The sequence below is a fragment of the Mycobacterium sp. H4Y genome (assembly GCF_000364405.1).
Lineage (GTDB): Bacteria > Actinomycetota > Actinomycetes > Mycobacteriales > Mycobacteriaceae > Mycobacterium > Mycobacterium intracellulare.
Genome location: NZ_AKIG01000001.1, coordinates 729,369 through 743,381 on the forward strand (window position 1 = coordinate 729,369; position 14,013 = coordinate 743,381).

Genomic DNA, 14,013 nt, shown 5'->3' on the forward strand with positions numbered 1-14,013 from the left:
GTATCGGCTGCCCCGCGGGCTCGGAAACGTCGTGCATCCCTCGGTATCGTGTAGGCCATGGTTGTTATGTCAGCGCCCACTGAGCCGAAATCGAGGCCGGGCACTACAGGACAACGCGAGTCCGCGCCGGTCGAGGTCACGGCGAGTCCCTGGGTCACGATCGTCTGGGATGACCCGGTCAACTTGATGACGTACGTGACATACGTGTTCCAGAAGTTGTTCGGCTACAGCGAGCCGCATGCCACCAAACTGATGCTGCAGGTGCACAACGAAGGAAAGGCCGTGGTGTCCGCCGGTAGCCGGGAGTCCATGGAAGCCGATGTGTCCAAGCTGCACGCCGCCGGTTTGTGGGCGACGCTGCAGCAGGACCGCTGACGATCGAGGCGCTGGCGATTCCCTGTGCGCAAATGGAAGCGCGTCGAGACCGCGGACGGTCCCCGTTTCCGGTCGGCCCTGGCGTCCCATGAGGCGGCACTGCTGATGAACCTGGCCACCGCGATGATCGGTTTACTCGACGAGCGTGAATCCTCTTCGCCGGCAGACGAACTCGAAGAAATCACCGGCATCAAGACCGGCAACGCCGAACCGCCCAAAGACCCCACCCTGCGCCGGCTGCTGCCGGACTTCTACCGAAGCGACGACCAGGACACCGCGCCTGCAGATTCCGCGGACAGCCTGAACGCCGCGCTGCGCAGCCTGCACGAGCCGGGCATCGTCGACGCCAAACGCGTTGCGGCACAGCGGTTGCTGAGCACGGTCCCCGAGGACGGCGGCCGGTTCGAGCTGAGCGAGGAAGACGCGAACTGTTGGATCGGGGCGGTCAACGACATCCGGCTGACGTTGGGAGTCATGCTCGAGGTCGGACCCGAGGGCCCCGAGCGGCTGCCGGCCGATCATCCGCTGGCCGTGCACTTCGACGTCTACCAGTGGCTGACGGTCCTGCAGGAGTACCTGGTGTTGGTGCTGATGGGGTCCCGGTGACCGCGATGGGCGCGATCACCGACGTCGCTGGGATCCGCGTCGGCCACTACCACCGATTGGACCCCGACGCCTCGTTGGGCGCGGGCTGGGCCTGCGGCGTCACCGTGGTGCTCCCGCCCCCGGGGACCGTCGGCGCGGTCGATTGCCGCGGCGGGGCCCCCGGGACGCGCGAGACCGATCTGCTCGACCCCGCCAACACGGTGCGGTTCGTGGACGCGGTGCTGCTCGCCGGGGGCAGCGCCTACGGCCTGGCGGCCGCCGACGGCGTCATGCGCTGGCTGGAAGAACAGGAACGCGGCGTGGCGATGGGTGGGGGCGTGGTGCCCATCGTGCCGGCAGCGGTGATCTTCGATCTGCCGGTCGGCGGCTGGCAGTGCCGCCCGACGGACGAGTTCGGCTACCTGGCCTGCGCCGCCGCCGTGCAAGAAGGTGCGGCGATGGGCGTGGGCAACGTCGGCGCCGGGGTGGGGGCCCGGGCCGGGGCGCTCAAGGGCGGCGTCGGGACCGCCTCGACGGGGCTGCCGAGCGGTGTGACCGTCGGCGCGCTGGCCGTGGTGAACGCCGCGGGCGAGGTCGCCGACCGGGCGACCGGGTTGCCGTGGATGGCCGACTTGGCCCACCAGTTCGGACTCTCTCCGCCGCCGCCCGAGCAGATCGACGCCTTCGCCCGGCTGCCGTCCCCGTCGGACCCGCTGGAGGAGCCCCTCAACACCGTCATCGCGGTGGTGGCCACCGACGCCGCCCTGAGCCCGGCGGCGTGCCGTCGGGTGGCCATCTCGGCCCACGACGGCCTGGCCCGCAGCATCCGGCCGGCCCACACGCCGGTCGACGGGGACGCGGTGTTCGTCCTGGCCACCGGGGCGGTCGAGGTCGACCCCCCGTCGCCCAGTTCAAAACCGGTGCCGGCCGCGTTCTCCCCCGAGACGCGCCTGGTCACCGAGGTCGGCATCGCGGCGGCCGATTGCCTGGCGCGAGCGGTGCTGGGCGGGGTGCTGGCCGCCGAAACGATCGCCGGGATACCGAGCTACCGCGACGTGCTGCCCGGCGCACTCGGCCGATGAGGAATCCGCCCGCCGCGCCGGTAGCCTGGACGATGCCGGAAACGCGCTGGAAGGGCAGCTATGGGTAAGACCGCTCCGAGGGCACCCGCCGCCCAGGAGAAGAAGCGGTCCACGCCGATGGTGGGCGCCGCCACGATCCTCACCTTCGTCGTGTTGCTCTACTTCGTCGAGCTGATCGACCAGATGACCCGGCACTCGCTGGACGCCAACGGCATCCGGCCGCTGGAGCTCGACGGCCTGTGGGGCATCGTCTTCTCCCCGCTCTTGCACGCGAGCTGGGAGCACCTGATGGCCAACACGGTGCCGCTGCTCGTGCTGGGTTTCCTCATGACGCTGGCGGGGCTGTCCCGGTTCGTGTGGGCGACCGCAATCGTGTGGATCCTCGGTGGTTTGGGCACCTGGCTCATCGGCGACGTCGGCAGCAGCTGCGGCCCCACCGACCACATCGGGGCTTCCGGCCTGATTTTCGGCTGGCTGGCCTTCTTGCTGGTGTTCGGGATCTTCGTGCGCCGGGTGTCCAACATCGTCATCGGGCTGGTCGTGATGTTCGCCTACGGCGGCGTCCTGCTCGGCGCCATGCCGGTGCTCGGACTCTGCGGGGGCGTGTCCTGGCAAGCGCATCTGTGCGGGGCGATCGCCGGCGTCGTGGCCGCCTATCGGTTGTCAGCCCCGGAACGCAAGGCCCGGACGAAAAGGACGGCCGGCACCGCGTCGCCGCGCCGGAAGACATGAGCGGACCACTAGCGCCCGTCGGGGTCTTCGACTCCGGCGTCGGGGGGCTCACCGTCGCGCGGGCGATCATCGATCAGCTGCCCGACGAGGACATCATCTACGTCGGCGACACCGGCCACGGGCCGTACGGCCCGCTGACCATCCCCGACGTTCGGGCGCACGCGTTGGCCATCGCCGACGACCTCGTGGGCCGCGGCGTCAAGGCGTTGGTCATCGCCTGCAACACGGCATCCGCAGCCTGCCTGCGCGACGCCCGCGAACGCTACGACGTGCCCGTCGTCGAGGTGATCCTGCCCGCGGTGCGCCGCGCGGTCGCGACCACCCGCAACGGACGCATCGGCGTCATCGGCACCCAGGCGACCATCAACTCGCACGCCTACCAGGACGCGTTCGCGGCCGCCCGCGACACCGAGATCACCGCGGTGGCCTGCCCGCGGTTCGTCGACTTCGTCGAGCGCGGCGTGACGAGCGGGCGTCAGGTGCTCGGGCTGGCCGAGGGCTACCTGGAGCCGCTGCAGCGCGCGCAGGTGGACACGCTGGTGCTCGGATGCACGCACTACCCGTTGTTGTCGGGACTCATTCAACTGGCCATGGGTGAGCACGTGACGCTGGTGTCCAGCGCGGAGGAGACCGCCAAAGAGGTGCTCCGGGTGCTCACCGAGCGAGACCTGCTTCGCCCGCATGATGCGCCGCCCGCGACTCGCGTCTTCGAAGCCACCGGCGACCCCGACGCATTCACCAGATTGGCGGCGCGATTCCTCGGTCCCGCCGTGTCCGGAGTTCAGCCCGTTCATCAGGTGCGCGTTGATTGACGACCGGGCGAGATTCTCGTCACACCAAAGCGGCCATGTTTTCGTCATGGCCCTGTCGGGCATGGCACAGTAGTGTCCGTGCGAATAACCGTGCTCGGCTGCTCGGGCAGCGTGGTGGGTCCGGATTCGCCTGCGTCGGGTTATCTGCTCCGGGCACCGGACACTCCGCCATTGGTCATCGACTTCGGCGGGGGTGTTCTCGGCGCACTGCAGCGCTATGCCGACCCCGGTTCCGTGCACGTGCTGTTGTCGCACTTACACGCCGACCACTGTCTGGATTTGCCCGGACTGTTCGTATGGCGGCGCTATCACCCGACGCGCCCGCTCGGTAAGGCGTTGCTGTACGGCCCCGGCGACACCTGGTCGCGGCTGGGCGCGGCGTCCTCACCCTACGGCGGCGAGATCGACGACTGCTCGGACATCTTCGACGTTCGTCACTGGGTCGACGGCGAGCCGGTGACGATCGGCGAGCTGACGGTGACGCCGCGGGTGGTGGCCCACCCGACCGAGTCCTACGGCTTGCGGATCACCGATTCCTCCGGCGCGTCGTTTGTCTACAGCGGTGACACCGGAGTCTGCGATCAGCTCGTCGAGCTGGCCCGCGGCGCCGACGTTTTTCTCTGCGAGGCGTCCTGGACGCATTCGGCGGACCGGCCGCCCGCGCTGCATCTGTCGGGGACCGAGGCCGGCCGGGCCGCGGCCGAGGCCGGCGTTCACGAATTGCTGCTGACGCACATCCCGCCGTGGACCTCACGGGAGGACGTGATCAGTGAGGCCAAGGCCGAGTTCGATGGTCCCGTGCATGCGGTGGTGTGCGGTGAGACGTTCGATATCCGCCGCTCCGAGAGGGTCTGACACTCCACGTTAGGGTTGCGTCGTGACGAGACGAGAAGACGGCCGCCTTGACGACGAGCTCCGGCCCGTCGTCATCACCCGCGGTTTCACTGACCACCCCGCCGGTTCGGTGCTGATCGAATTCGGCCACACCAAGGTCATGTGCACCGCCAGCGTGACCGAGGGTGTGCCGCGCTGGCGCAAGGGTTCGGGTCTGGGGTGGCTGACGGCGGAGTACGCGATGTTGCCGTCGGCGACCCACACGCGCTCCGACCGCGAATCGGTGAAGGGGCGGCTGTCGGGGCGCACCCAGGAGATCAGCCGGCTGATCGGACGCTCGCTGCGGGCGTGCATCGACCTGGCGGCGTTGGGGGAGAACACAATTGCCGTCGATTGTGACGTTTTGCAGGCCGATGGGGGAACCCGCACCGCGGCCATCACGGGCGCATTCGTGGCGCTCGCCGATGCGGTGACGTATCTCGGGGCGGCGGGCAAGCTGTCGGATCCGCGCCCGTTGTCGTGCGCCATCGCGGCGGTCAGCGTCGGAGTGGTCGACGGCAGGGTCCGGGTGGACCTGCCCTATGAGGAGGACGCCCGCGCCGAGGTAGACATGAACGTCGTCGCCACCGACACCGGCACCCTCGTCGAGGTTCAGGGAACCGGTGAGGGCGCGACCTTCCCGCGTTCGACGCTGGACAAGCTGCTCGACGTGGCGCTGGCCGCCTGCGACAAGTTGTTCGCCGCCCAGCGCGAGGCATTGGCGCAGCCATACCCCGGTGAGCTCCCCGAGGGGGCTCCGGCGCCGAAGGCGTTCGGCAGCTGACCGTGCGCCGGCTGCTGGTCGCCAGCCGCAACCCCAAGAAGCTGGCCGAGCTGCGCCGAGTGCTCGACGCCGCCGGTCTGACGGGCTTGACGTTGGTGTCGCTCGACGACGTCGCCCCGTTCGAGGAAGCGCCGGAGACTGGCGCGATCTTCGAGGAGAACGCGTTGGCCAAGGCGCGCGACGCGTTCACCGCGAGCGGGTTGCCAAGCGTGGCAGACGATTCCGGACTGGAGGTGGCCGCGCTCAACGGCATGCCGGGGGTGCTGTCGGCGCGCTGGTCGGGCAACCACGGCGACGACGCCGGCAACACCGCCCTGCTGCTGGCGCAAATGCGCGACGTGCCCGACGAACGGCGCGGCGCGGCGTTCGTGTCCGCCTGCGCGCTGGTGTCGGGGGCGGGCGAGGTCGTCGTCCGGGGCGAATGGCCCGGCAACATCGCCCGGGAACCGCGCGGCGATGGTGGATTCGGGTATGACCCCGTGTTCGTGCCCGACGGGTGCGAGCGCACGGCGGCCGAGCTCAGCCCGAGCGAGAAAGACGCGGTCTCGCATCGCGGTCGCGCGCTGCAACTGCTGTTGCCGTCGCTTGAAACGCTGGCCCGGTCCGGGGGGTGAAGCCCCGGCGTGCGGGGCATTGGCAACAGGGGTCACATCCGTCGCGGCGCGGGGTGACAGGTGAAATGCCCACCTCCTAGCGACAACCCGTCGTGCGCGCGCGTTGTCGCTAGGAGGTGGGCATTGCGGGTCCCTTCCCCGGCAGGGACGGGTGTGGCCTATGTGACCTACAAGCTGAATCGGGCTTTGACGTCCCGGGTTTGGAAGTGCTCGACGATGATCCCCAACAGCGGGATCGTCCCGGACAACAGCACACCGACCGTCTTGCCGATCGGCCAGCGCACCTTGATCGCCAGGTTGAACGCGGTCAACACGTAGACGAAATACACCCAGCCGTGGACCACTTCGATCCACCGGATCTCGTGGTCGAACGCCAGGTGCGAGACGATCTCGTAGCACAGCGCGATGAGCCACAGACCCGTCGTCCAGGCCATGATCCGGTAGCCGAGCAAGGCGGTGCGGATCTTGTCGACGGGCACGGCGGGCACTGCACCGCCCGGGGTCTCCGGTGTGGTCATGCGGTTGTCCTCTTTTGTTTTTCGGCGTCCTGCGCGGCCAGCTCGGCCAAGTATTTGTTGTACTCCCGCAGCGCCGGGTCATCGGGTGCCTGCGGCGGGGGAGCGGGTCGGTCGGGCAGCAGACCGGCGGGGATCTCCGTCACGGCCTCGGTGCTGCGCGGCGGGGGTGGCTCCTCTTCGTAGCGCACGAATTTGCGGTAGGCGTACACGCAGAACCACGCGAACAGCGGCCACTGCAACGCATAGCCGAGGTTCTGAAACGAGCCGGAGACCGATTGGAACCTGGTCCACTGCCACCAGCCCAAGGCCAGGCAGCCGCACGCCGCGATGATCACCAAAGCGATCAGCGCGGGTCTGCGACGGTGTGTAGTGGACACCCCTTGACCGTACCGCGCGTCAATGCGCCCCCGTCGCGGACAAGTTGGACATATCGCAGGCGATACGATTGCCGGGCGCGCGGGCGTGGCGAAATTGGCAGACGCGATGGTTTTAGGTGCCATTGCTCGAAAGAGCTTGAGGGTTCGAGTCCCTCCGCCCGCACTGGTCAACATTCGAAATGAAATCTTCAGCGGGCTAAGCGTCAAACCCGTCCGGCGGGGTACATCGAACTCACAGGACACAAGGGAGACGCCATGCCCACCGGACGCGAGCCGGCACCACCCGGCGAAAACGCTTTCACCGCACAAGATGTCGAACTCGCCGAACGCAGAGTGGCCATGGCGCGCGAGCGCGCGGCTCGCGCGGGGCTGTCCGCGGCACGAAGCTTCGAGGAATCCGCGATCCAGCATGAGCGAGTCGCCAAAAGCCAAGACTGGGTCGTCCGACAAGGGGTGCCACACCGCGACGTGCACCGCGAATCCGCGCTCAAGCACCGCGAAGCCGCGGCCGAGGACCGCAAGCTGGCCGAGCTCAAGCGCAGGGAATCCGAGGCGGACCTGGCGGCCGGCGCCGCCACGGACTGACGCGTTCTCAGTCCTCTACGAAGCGGGCGCGAACCTCCGGAGACGGCAGCGGACAGCTGTCGTACTTGCCGAAGACCCGATAGCGGATGGCGGCGAACCTGTCGTAGAGCCAGTCGCGCACGGGGGTCGGAACGAGACGGGCGACCGCGAGCGCCTTCCACGGCCCGCCGAGATAATCCGCGACGCGCAATGCGGCGGCTGAGCGGACGGCCACGCGTTCCGAGGGCTGTCCGGGGTCGTCGACGAACACCACCGAGTCGACGTTCCCGATCTCCGGGTGCCGCTCGATGATCGCCTTGGCGAAGACGCTCTGCAGGGCCGCAAAGCGCAGCGGACCTGCGGGGTCGAAGCGAAGGATCGTGCGCACCGCCCGGTTGCACACCCCGCAGACACCGTCGTACAGCAGGACGGGCGCCGCCGACTCACCGCTCATGTCTCCCAGGTTACTGACCGCCGCGGCAGGTGAGCGGCACCGAGGTTGACCTATGGTAAGGCAACCCTTAGTTTGTGGGGGTAACGTACCAAGTCGTGACCGGGTGGCCGGTGATCCGCGGCGGGGTGCCGCCCGCGCGGGATCGTGGCAGGTGTCGAATTCACAGTTTGTGCGGCCCTCGCCGGCCGCACCGATCCGTGGCCTCGTGGCGGTGACCTCGCCCGATCGTCAGCTCCGTGCCGGCGCGGAGCGCCGCGAGAAAGGACCGCTAATGGCACGCGGATTCCAAGGTGTGATGTTGCGCAGCTTCGGCGCGCGCGATCACACCGCGACGGTCATCGAAACCGTCCGGATCGCACCGCACTTCGTGCGCGTGCGCATGACGTCGCCGACGCTGTTCGAAGACGTGGACGCCGAACCGGCCGCATGGTTGCGGTTCTGGTTCCCGGATCCGGACGGATCGAAGACAGAGTTTCAGCGCGCGTACACGATCTCGGAAGCCGACGTCGCGGCCGGGCGCTTCGCGGTCGACATCGTGCTGCACGATCCGGCCGGTCCGGCGTCGCAGTGGGCGCGTACCGTGCAGCCCGGCGCCACCATCGCCGTCATGGCGCTGATGGGTTCGTCGCGGTTCGACATGCCCGACGAGCCGCCGGCCGGATATCTGCTCATCGGCGATTCGGCGTCCATCCCGGGGATGAACGGGATCATCGGCGTCGTCCCGGACGACGTCCCGATCGAGATGTACCTCGAACAGCACGACGACAACGACACGCTGATCCCGATCGCACAGCATCCGCGGCTTCGGCTGCACTGGGTCGCCCGCCGCGACGAGAAATCGCTTGCGGCGGCGATCGAGAGCCGAGATTGGTCCGACTGGTATGCGTGGGCGACGCCGGAGGCCACGACGCTCAAGCAGGTGCGGACCCGCCTGCGCGACGAGTTCGGCTTTCCCAAATCCGAGGTGCACGCCCAGGCGTACTGGAGCGCCGGGCGGGCGATGGGCACCCGCCGCGGTGACGAGCCCGAGGGCTCCGAAAGCGTGGCGCCCACCGTCGCCCCGGAAGAGGTTGCGGCGCAACTGGAGTCGGCTCAGCTGGTTCCCGAGACGGCGCCCGCCCCGGTGTCGCGCGGAAACTGGCGCGCCCAGGCCGCGGGCCGATTGCTCGCGCCGCTGCGCTCGGCGCTGATCCTGTCGGGCCTGTTGCAGGCGGTCATCACGCTGGTGCAGCTGGCGCCGTTCGTGCTGCTGGTCGAACTCGCCCGCCTGCTGGTGTCCGGGGCGCCCGCGTCCCGGCTGTGGAACGTCGGCATCGCCGCGGTGTCGCTGCTGGGCCTGGGGGCGTTGCTGGGCGCCGCCCTCACCCTCTGGCTCCACGTCGTCGACGCGCGATTCGCCCGCGATTTGCGTACGGGATTGTTGCGCAAGCTGTCTCGGCTGCCGCTGGGCTGGTTCACCGCACGCGGATCGGGTTCCATCAAGCAACTGCTCCAGGACGACACGCTGTCCCTGCACTACCTGGTCACCCATGCCATCCCGGACGCGGTGGCCGCGGCCGTCGCGCCGGTGGCGGTGCTCGTCTATCTGTTCGTGGTCGACTGGCGGGTGGCGCTGGTGTTGTTCGCGCCCGTCCTGGTCTACCTGGTGCTGACCTCGTCCCTGACGATTCAATCGGGCCCGCGCATTCCGCAGTCGCAGCGCTGGGCGGAGACGATGAGCGGCGAGGCCGGCGCCTACCTGGAGGGCCAGCCGGTGATCCGCGTCTTCGGTGGTGCCGCCGCGTCGAGTTTCCGGCGCCGCCTGGACGAATACGTCGGCTTCCTGGTCGCCTGGCAGCGGCCACTGGCCGGCAAGAAGACCTTCATGGATCTGGTCACCCGGCCGTCGACGTTCCTGTGGCTCATCGCGACCACCGGCACCCTGCTGGTGGTCGGGGGGCGGATGGATCCGGTCAACCTGTTGCCATTCTTGTTGCTGGGAACCACCTTCGGCGCACGCCTGCTCGGGATCGCCTACGGCCTCGGCGGCATCCGCGCCGGCATGTTGGCCGCCCGGCGCCTGCAGAACACGCTCGACGAAGCCGAACTCGCCGTGCGCGATCACGGCCAAGTCCAGGGGGAGCCGACGAAGGCGGTGGTGTTCGACCACGTCAGTTTCGGCTACCGTCCGGGCGTTCCCGTGATCCACGACGTGTCGCTGACCCTGCGCCCCGGCACGGTCACCGCGCTGGTGGGGCCGTCGGGATCCGGCAAGTCGACGCTGGCCGCGTTGCTCGCACGGTTCCACGATGTCGATCAGGGCTCGATACGCGTTGGGGGACAAGATATTCGGTCGATGACCGCCGACGAGCTGTACGCCCAGGTCGGATTCGTGCTGCAGGAGACGCAGTTGGTGCACGGCACCGTGGCGGAAAACATCGCGCTGGCCGCTCCCGATGCCACCCCGGCGCAGATCGAACAGGCGGCGCGCGAGGCGCAGATCCACGACCGGATCATGCGGCTGTCGGACGGCTACGACACCATGCTGGGCGCCGGGAGCGGCCTGTCCGGCGGGGAGCGCCAGCGCCTCACCATCGCCCGCGCGATCCTGGCCGACACCGGCGTTCTCATCCTCGACGAGGCCACCGCGTTCGCCGATCCGGAGTCGGAATACCTTGTGCAGCAAGCGCTCAACCGGTTGACACAGGACCGCACCGTGCTCGTGATCGCGCACCGGCTGCACACCATCACCCGGGCCCACCAGATCGTCGTGCTCGACCACGGCCGTGTCGTCGAGCGCGGCACCCACGACGAGTTGCTGGCCGCCGACGGCCGGTATCGGAGCCTGTGGGAGGGCGGCCGGCGCGATGAGGTGGCCGCCGGCGTGGCCGGGGAGGGTGCCCGATGATCCGCACGTGGTTGAGCCTGGTGCCGGCGGATCGGCGCACCCGGGTCGTCGCCTACACGGTGCTGGCGTTGATCTCCGTGGTGGTGCGGGCGGTGGCCACCGTGCTGCTGGTTCCCCTGGTGGGCGCGTTGTTCAGTGAGGCCCCACACCGCGCGATGATGTGGCTGGGGTGGCTGACCGCCGCCACCGCGCTCGGCTGGGTGATCGACACCGCGACGGCGCGCATCGGCTTCAACCTGGGCTTCGCGGTGCTGGACCACAGCCAGCATGACGTGGCCGACCGACTGCCCGGTGTGCGGCTGGATTGGTTCACCGCCGAGCACACCGCGACGGCCCGGCAGGCGATCGCGGCGACGGGCCCCGAACTCGTCGGCCTCGTCGTCAACCTGCTCACACCGTTGATCTCGGCCGTGCTGCTGCCGGCCGCCATCGCGGTCGTCCTGCTGCCGGTCTCCTGGCAACTCGGCCTGGCCGCGCTGGGCGGGCTGCCGCTGATGCTGGGCGCGCTGTGGGCGTCGGCGCGCCTGGCGCGTCGCGCCGATTCCACTGCGGCGGAGGCCAATAGCGCGCTCACCGAGCGGATCATCGAGTTCGCCCGGACCCAGCAGGCATTGCGCGCCGCGCGGCGCGTCGAACCGGCCCGGAGCATGGTCGGCGACGCGCTGGCCGCCCAACACGGCGCGACCATGCGGCTGCTCTCCATGCAGGTGCCGGGTCAGCTGCTGTTCAGCCTGGCCAGCCAGCTGGCCCTGATCCTGCTGGCCGGGGCGACCACCGCGCTGACGGTGAACGGAACGCTGTCGGTGGCCGAGGCCATCGCACTGATCGTCGTCATCGTGCGCTACCTCGAGCCGTTCACCACGATCAGCGAGTTGGCGCCGGCGCTGGAGAGCACCCGCGCCACGCTCGACAACATTCGCTCGGTGCTCACCGCGCCGCTGATGAACGCGGGCGCCGCGACGCTGCCGGGCGCCACGGCCCCGCGTATCGAGTTCGACGACGTGACGTTCGGGTACGACAGTGCCGGCGCGCCGGTGCTCGACGGGGTGAGTTTCTCATTGGAGCCGGGAAGCACGACGGCGATCGTCGGACCGTCCGGGTCGGGCAAGAGCACCATCCTGGCGCTGATCGCGGGGTTGCACGAGCCCACGCGCGGCCGGGTGCTGATCGATGGTGTCGACGCGGCGACGCTGGACGCGGAAGACCGGCGGGCGGCGAGCAGCGTCGTGTTCCAGCATCCCTACCTGTTCCACGGGTCCATCCGCGACAACGTTTTCGCCGGGGACCCCGGCGCCGACGACGACCGGTTCGCGCGCGCGGTGGCGCTCGCCCGCGTCGACGAGCTCGTCGCACGGCTGCCCGACGGCGCCGACAGCGTCGTCGGCGAGGCCGGTTCGGCGCTCTCGGGCGGTGAACGCCAGCGGGTCAGCATCGCCCGCGCGTTGCTCAAACCCGCGCCGATACTGCTGGTAGACGAGGCGACCAGCGCTCTGGACACCGAGAACGAGGCCGCCGTGGTCGACGCGCTGACCGCCGACCCGCAATCGCGCACCCAGGTGATCGTCGCGCACCGGTTGGCGAGCATCAGCCACGCCGACCGCGTCCTGTTTCTCGACAGCGGCCAGGTGGTCGAGGATGGCACGGTCGACGAATTACTCGCTGCCGGGGGTCGTTTCGACGAATTCTGGCGCCAGCAGCACGAGGCCGCCGAATGGCGCATTCTGGCCGATTAGATCACCACTGTTGACCGCAACTCTTGCGGTATGCCTTACAGTTGGTCAGTCGGATCGAGCTGTCCGCGGGCAGGAGGCGTGCTGGGAATGAGTGCTGTGCTGTCGTCGATACCGCGTTACCCCGGCGACGTGACCCCGGCATGGCTGTCGGCCGCGCTCAGTGGCCGCGGCGCGCCCGTCGAGGTCGCCGAGGTGGACGTGGTCGCGATCGGCACGGGACAGACCGGGGCGACCTACCGGGTGAGCGCCCGCTACGCGACGGATCCCGGTGACCTTCCGCAGACCTTCGTGATCAAGCTGCCCGCCCAGGACGACACCGTGCGCGACCGGGTGGTGATCGGCTACCGCAGCGAATGCGCGTTCTACTCCTCGGTGGTGGACCGGGTGCAGGTGCCGACCCCGCGGTGCTTCTACTCCGAGATCACCGATGACGCAATGGATTTCGCCCTGCTGCTCGCGGATCAGGCGCCGGCGGTGCAGGGCGATCAGCTCATCGGTTGCGGTGAAGCCGAAGCGCGCCTGGCGGTTAACGCCCTGGCCGGCCTGCACGCGCCGACCTGGTGCGACCCCGCCTGGCTCGATTTCCCCGGCATCGCGTTCGGGCGCCCGGATGAGGCCGGCGCGGCCGGCATGGGCGAAGTGGCGAAGATGAGCGCCGATATCACGCTGGAGAAGCTGGGCGATCGGATGAGCGCAGAAGACCGCGACACCTTCAGCGCGGCAATGGGTGTGATCACACCGTGGCTGTTGTCCGAGTACGACCGGTTCGCCCTGCTGCACGGCGATTACCGGCTGGACAACCTGCTGTTCGACCCGGACCGGACGAGGGTCAGCGTGGTCGACTGGCAGACGCTCGGGGTGGGCCTGCCGACCCGGGATCTCGCGTACTTCACAGCAACCAGCCTCAATTCGCAGCTGCGCGCCGGCATCGAGGAGGCGCTGGTCGCCGACTACCATCGGGCGCTGCAGGCCGGCGGTGTCAGCGACTACGATCGCGAAACATGTTGGCGCGATTACCGGCTCGGGGTGCTGCAGGCGCCGCTGATCTCGGCGCTGGGGTTCGCGTTCGCCGCCGCGACCGAACGCGGCGACGACATGGTGCTGGCTATGCTCAGCCGCGGCTGCCAGGCGATCCGCGAGCTGGGCACGCTGGAGCTAGTCGGCTGAGACCTTATAGATCGCCGGTGAAGTCGGCGCTCAGCCAGCGGTCGGGCCGGATGGTGAACAGCACCTCCTCGACGCCCTCCATGCTGCGGACGAACGCGCGCCCGCCTTCCTCGCCGAGGTAGCGAATGGCGATGGCTTCCTGCAAGTCGGCCGGGGCCGGCTTCGTGGCTTCGACGACCCTGCCCTCGACCACCACGTACTGGTACGGCGGCTCCTCGCGCTGGACGACGAGCGTCACCACCCCGGCCCGCTCGATGAGCCGCGCCTTGCGGCTGGACGCGCCGGTCATGATCCGGACGTTGCCGCCCGGCGTGTAGTCGTACCAGATCGGGACGCTGGCCGGCGGGCGGCCGTCGGTGGCCGCGACGGACAGGACGCCGACGTGCTTGGCGGCCAGGAACTCTTGGCGTTCGGTCTCGGTGAAGGCTTTCATGTGGCCTGAAAGCGCGGACGTCG

16 protein-coding genes and 1 tRNA gene are annotated in these 14,013 nt (G+C 69.2%); 13 read left to right on the top strand and 4 right to left on the bottom strand.

Annotated elements, in window-relative coordinates; genetic code table 11:
- Window positions 1-57: 57 nt before the first annotated feature.
- The 8 genes from clpS to rdgB all read left to right on the top strand — a co-directional run bounded on the left by clpS (window position 58) and on the right by rdgB (window position 5,857).
- On the top strand, window positions 58-375 hold the full coding sequence (gene clpS / locus W7U_RS03355) for an ATP-dependent Clp protease adapter ClpS (RefSeq protein ID WP_036428642.1): 318 nt from the start codon (window positions 58-60) through the stop codon (window positions 373-375).
- Between the two features lie 24 nt (window positions 376-399).
- Window positions 400-981: a DUF2017 domain-containing protein gene (locus W7U_RS03360; RefSeq protein WP_008254882.1), complete on the top strand. Its 582-nt coding sequence runs from the start codon at window positions 400-402 to the stop codon at window positions 979-981.
- Window positions 982-986: 5 nt separating this feature from the next.
- Window positions 987-2,042 carry a P1 family peptidase gene (locus W7U_RS03365; RefSeq protein WP_008254883.1) on the top strand — a complete coding sequence of 352 codons (1,056 nt, stop codon included), beginning with the start codon at window positions 987-989 and terminating at the stop codon, window positions 2,040-2,042.
- 60 nt (window positions 2,043-2,102) lie between these two features.
- A complete protein-coding gene (locus W7U_RS03370) occupies window positions 2,103-2,774 on the top strand; it encodes a rhomboid family intramembrane serine protease (RefSeq protein WP_036428645.1) in 672 nt (223 codons plus the stop codon).
- Window positions 2,771-3,586, top strand: a complete 816-nt coding sequence (murI, locus tag W7U_RS03375) for a glutamate racemase (protein ID WP_008254887.1) — start codon at window positions 2,771-2,773, stop codon at window positions 3,584-3,586. Before W7U_RS03370 ends, murI begins: the two co-directional genes overlap by 4 nt.
- Window positions 3,587-3,658: 72 nt before the next feature.
- A complete protein-coding gene (locus tag W7U_RS03380) occupies window positions 3,659-4,441 on the top strand; it encodes a cyclic nucleotide-degrading phosphodiesterase (protein ID WP_008254889.1) in 783 nt (260 codons plus the stop codon).
- Between the two features lie 22 nt (window positions 4,442-4,463).
- Window positions 4,464-5,243 carry a ribonuclease PH gene (gene rph, locus W7U_RS03385; protein WP_008254891.1) on the top strand — a complete coding sequence of 260 codons (780 nt, stop codon included), beginning with the start codon at window positions 4,464-4,466 and terminating at the stop codon, window positions 5,241-5,243.
- Window positions 5,244-5,245: 2 nt separating this feature from the next.
- Window positions 5,246-5,857, top strand: coding sequence for an RdgB/HAM1 family non-canonical purine NTP pyrophosphatase (gene rdgB / locus W7U_RS03390; RefSeq protein ID WP_008254893.1), 612 nt, complete (start codon window positions 5,246-5,248; stop codon window positions 5,855-5,857).
- Between the two features lie 167 nt (window positions 5,858-6,024).
- Here the strand turns inward: rdgB and W7U_RS03395 are convergent, their stop codons facing one another.
- Window positions 6,025-6,375, bottom strand: a complete 351-nt coding sequence (locus W7U_RS03395) for a DUF3817 domain-containing protein (protein ID WP_008254894.1) — start codon at window positions 6,373-6,375, stop codon at window positions 6,025-6,027.
- Window positions 6,372-6,752, bottom strand: a complete 381-nt coding sequence (locus W7U_RS03400; protein ID WP_008254896.1) for a hypothetical protein — start codon at window positions 6,750-6,752, stop codon at window positions 6,372-6,374. Before W7U_RS03400 ends, W7U_RS03395 begins: the two co-directional genes overlap by 4 nt.
- 79 nt (window positions 6,753-6,831) lie before the next feature.
- On the opposite strand from W7U_RS03400, the gene W7U_RS03405 reads away from it, so the two are divergent.
- Both W7U_RS03405 and W7U_RS03410 read left to right on the top strand, forming a co-directional pair.
- Window positions 6,832-6,915: transfer RNA gene (locus W7U_RS03405), tRNA-Leu, on the top strand.
- 92 nt (window positions 6,916-7,007) lie between these two features.
- Complete coding sequence (locus W7U_RS03410) at window positions 7,008-7,337, top strand: hypothetical protein (RefSeq protein WP_008254899.1); 330 nt, start codon at window positions 7,008-7,010, stop codon at window positions 7,335-7,337.
- A gap of 7 nt (window positions 7,338-7,344) precedes the next feature.
- Here W7U_RS03410 and W7U_RS03415 read toward each other — a convergent pair whose 3' ends face one another.
- Window positions 7,345-7,770 (bottom strand): DCC1-like thiol-disulfide oxidoreductase family protein, encoded by a 426-nt coding sequence (locus tag W7U_RS03415; protein WP_008254901.1) that lies wholly within the window; start codon window positions 7,768-7,770, stop codon window positions 7,345-7,347.
- A 271-nt stretch (window positions 7,771-8,041) separates the two neighbouring features.
- Here W7U_RS03415 and W7U_RS03420 point away from each other — a divergent pair, with 271 nt between their 5' ends.
- From W7U_RS03420 to W7U_RS03430, 3 genes are all read left to right on the top strand, one after another.
- The gene (locus tag W7U_RS03420; protein ID WP_008254903.1) at window positions 8,042-10,657 is read left to right on the top strand and encodes an ABC transporter ATP-binding protein/permease; all 2,616 of its coding nucleotides are present in this window, start codon (window positions 8,042-8,044) and stop codon (window positions 10,655-10,657) included.
- Entirely contained in the window at window positions 10,654-12,390 is a 1,737-nt protein-coding gene (locus tag W7U_RS03425; protein WP_008254905.1) for an ABC transporter ATP-binding protein, read from the top strand. Before W7U_RS03420 ends, W7U_RS03425 begins: the two co-directional genes overlap by 4 nt.
- A gap of 87 nt (window positions 12,391-12,477) precedes the next feature.
- The gene (locus tag W7U_RS03430) at window positions 12,478-13,557 is read left to right on the top strand and encodes a phosphotransferase (RefSeq protein ID WP_036428650.1); all 1,080 of its coding nucleotides are present in this window, start codon (window positions 12,478-12,480) and stop codon (window positions 13,555-13,557) included.
- Window positions 13,558-13,561: 4 nt separating this feature from the next.
- On the opposite strand, the gene W7U_RS03435 is transcribed toward W7U_RS03430, so the two are convergent.
- Window positions 13,562-13,990, bottom strand: coding sequence for a pyridoxamine 5'-phosphate oxidase family protein (locus W7U_RS03435; protein ID WP_008254910.1), 429 nt, complete (start codon window positions 13,988-13,990; stop codon window positions 13,562-13,564).
- Window positions 13,991-14,013: the final 23 nt, after the last annotated feature.

Excerpts from the sequence above, each read along its gene's own strand:
- W7U_RS03425 (WP_008254905.1), top strand. The coding sequence starts at position 10,654 with ATGATCCGCACGTGGTTGAGCCTGGTGCCGGCGGATCGGCGCACCCGG.
- W7U_RS03415 (WP_008254901.1), bottom strand. The coding sequence starts at position 7,770 with ATGAGCGGTGAGTCGGCGGCGCCCGTCCTGCTGTACGACGGTGTCTGC.
- W7U_RS03420 (WP_008254903.1), top strand. The coding sequence starts at position 8,042 with ATGGCACGCGGATTCCAAGGTGTGATGTTGCGCAGCTTCGGCGCGCGC.
- clpS (WP_036428642.1), top strand. The coding sequence starts at position 58 with ATGGTTGTTATGTCAGCGCCCACTGAGCCGAAATCGAGGCCGGGCACT.
- W7U_RS03435 (WP_008254910.1), bottom strand. The coding sequence starts at position 13,990 with ATGAAAGCCTTCACCGAGACCGAACGCCAAGAGTTCCTGGCCGCCAAG.
- W7U_RS03365 (WP_008254883.1), top strand. The coding sequence starts at position 987 with ATGGGCGCGATCACCGACGTCGCTGGGATCCGCGTCGGCCACTACCAC.
- W7U_RS03395 (WP_008254894.1), bottom strand. The coding sequence starts at position 6,375 with ATGACCACACCGGAGACCCCGGGCGGTGCAGTGCCCGCCGTGCCCGTC.
- W7U_RS03410 (WP_008254899.1), top strand. The coding sequence starts at position 7,008 with ATGCCCACCGGACGCGAGCCGGCACCACCCGGCGAAAACGCTTTCACC.
- W7U_RS03430 (WP_036428650.1), top strand. The coding sequence starts at position 12,478 with ATGAGTGCTGTGCTGTCGTCGATACCGCGTTACCCCGGCGACGTGACC.
- W7U_RS03370 (WP_036428645.1), top strand. The coding sequence starts at position 2,103 with ATGGGTAAGACCGCTCCGAGGGCACCCGCCGCCCAGGAGAAGAAGCGG.
- murI (WP_008254887.1), top strand. The coding sequence starts at position 2,771 with ATGAGCGGACCACTAGCGCCCGTCGGGGTCTTCGACTCCGGCGTCGGG.